Source organism: Microbacterium sp. (assembly GCF_049661145.1).
Taxonomy (GTDB): Bacteria; Actinomycetota; Actinomycetes; order Actinomycetales; family Microbacteriaceae; genus Microbacterium.
Genome location: NZ_JBASZT010000081.1, coordinates 1 through 1,730 on the forward strand (window position 1 = coordinate 1; position 1,730 = coordinate 1,730).

Genomic DNA, 1,730 nt, shown 5'->3' on the forward strand with positions numbered 1-1,730 from the left:
GGCGGAGAGCGGCGCGGCGGGGACTGCACGGGCGGCGCAGCCGCAGAGCGGCGCGGCGGGGCGGCGATGACGCGCTGATAGCCTGGAGTGCGTGTCTGAAACCGTCGCTGCAAGTGTCTCAGCCGCCCCCCTGCGTGCGCTGGCGCCCGCCAACGACCCGGAGTTCGAGAACGTCTGGGACGAGATCGTGTGGCGTGGCCTGGTGCACGTGTCCACTGATCAGCCGGCGCTGCGCGCCGCGCTCTCGGGAGAGCCGATCACGTATTACTGCGGCTTCGATCCGACGGCTCCGAGCCTGCACCTGGGCAACCTCGTGCAGCTGCTGCTGATGCGCCGACTGCAGTTGGCCGGGCACAGGCCCCTGGGCCTCGTCGGCGGATCCACGGGTCTCATCGGCGATCCGCGCCCCACCGCCGAGCGCACCCTCAACACGAAGGACACGGTCGCCGAATGGGTTGGCTATCTTCGCGCGCAGGTCGAGCGGTTCCTGAGCTTCGAGGGCGAGAACGCGGCCCGCATCGTCAACAACCTCGACTGGACCGCGCCGCTGAGCGCGATCGACTTCTTGCGTGACATCGGCAAGCACTACCGCGTCGGCACGATGCTCAAGAAGGATGCCGTCAGCGCGCGCCTGAACTCCGAGGCCGGCATCAGCTACACCGAGTTCAGCTACCAGATCCTGCAGGGCCTGGACTACCTCGAGCTCTACCGCTCCTACGACTGCGTGCTGCAGACCGGCGGCTCCGACCAGTGGGGCAACCTCACGAGCGGCACCGACCTCATCCACCGCGTCGAGGGCGCCTCGGTGCACGCGATCGGCACGCCGCTGATCACCAACAGCGACGGCACCAAGTTCGGCAAGAGCGAGGGCAACGCGGTCTGGCTGGATGCCGAGATGTGCACCCCCTACCGGATGTACCAGTTCTGGCTCAACACGGACGACGCCGACGTGATCGAGCGACTGAAGATCTTCACGTTCCTCACCCGCGATGAGATCGAGGACTACGAGCGGCTCGTCGAAGCCGAGCCGTTCCGCCGCGCCGCCCAGAAGCGGCTCGCCGTCGAGGTCACGACGTTCGTGCACGGGTCCGAGGCGACGACCGCCGTGATCGCGGCATCCGAGGCCCTCTTCGGTTCTGGAGATCTCACGACGCTCGATCCCGCGACGCTGCGCAGCGCCCTCGAGGAGCTGCCGCACGCCGAAGTCGCCGCCGGGATGCCGGTCGTTCAAGCGCTCGTCGACACCGGCCTCGTTGCAAGTCTCGGCGAGGCGCGGCGCGCGATCGCGCAGGGCGGGGTGAGTCTCGACGGTGTCAAGGTGACCGACGACGCGGCGACGGTGACGGGAGCGCTGCCCGGCAGCGCCTCGGTGCTGCGCCGCGGCAAGAAGACGCTCGCCGGCCTCTTCGTCGTCTGACGATCGAGCCGACGCATGCCGTTCACTCCGAGCCACGCCGTCGTGGCGCTGCCGTTCGTGCGCACGCCCCTCGTCCCGGCGGCGATCGCGGTGGGCGCGATGACGCCGGATCTGCCGCTGTTCGTGCGCGGCACGCCGCTGACCTACCAAACGACCCACACCAACCCCGGACTGACGACTGCGCTCGCGGCGGTGCTGCTCGCGCTCTGGTATCTGCTGCTGCGTCCGGCGGTGCGGGAGCTGTCCCCAGAATCGCTCGCACGTCGGCTCCCGCCCGAGTGGGATGCCACGGGCACCACGCTCTGGCGCGACC

At 69.4% G+C, this 1,730-nt stretch carries 2 protein-coding genes; both read left to right on the forward strand.

Translation table 11 applies throughout. The features are described from left to right. The first annotated feature begins 91 nt into the window (after positions 1 to 91). Positions 92 to 1,417, forward strand: coding sequence for a tyrosine--tRNA ligase (gene tyrS / locus WBP48_RS03725; protein ID WP_424436290.1), 1,326 nt, complete (start codon positions 92 to 94; stop codon positions 1,415 to 1,417). A gap of 15 nt (positions 1,418 to 1,432) precedes the next feature. Continuing rightward, positions 1,433 to 1,730 (forward strand): DUF4184 family protein (locus tag WBP48_RS03730; RefSeq protein WP_424436293.1); only part of this gene is annotated, 298 nt, incomplete at its 3' end.